The sequence below is a fragment of the Shewanella sp. AS1 genome, assembly GCF_021412565.1.
GTDB lineage: Bacteria > Pseudomonadota > Gammaproteobacteria > Enterobacterales > Shewanellaceae > Shewanella.
Genome location: NZ_JAKCLJ010000102.1, coordinates 1 through 285, shown reverse-complemented (window position 1 = coordinate 285; position 285 = coordinate 1). Strand labels below are relative to the sequence as shown.

Sequence of the window (285 nt, the reverse complement as noted above, 5' to 3'; positions counted from 1 at the left end):
CGGCGACCTATTCGATTGCCAACGCCGTTCCAGGCTTTACCTTAAACGCCGATGGCAGTTACAGCTTTGATCCTAGTGATGCAGCCTATCAATCTTTGGCCGAAGGCGATCCACTGACCCTAACCATTCCGGTGACGGTCACTGATACCGCAGGTGACAGTGACACCCAAGACTTGGTGATTAACCTCACCGGCACCAACGATGCACCGGTGGTGAACGCCATCGCTGCCCAAAGCGTGAAGGAAGATGCGAGCATCTCAGGTAAAGTCACCGGCTCAGACGTGG

At 55.1% G+C, this 285-nt stretch carries 1 protein-coding gene; it reads left to right on the top strand.

Annotated features, from left to right (window positions below; genetic code table 11):
• On the top strand, positions 1–285 hold a 285-nt coding region (locus tag LZP69_RS16815; protein ID WP_234201729.1), incomplete at both ends, for a VCBS domain-containing protein.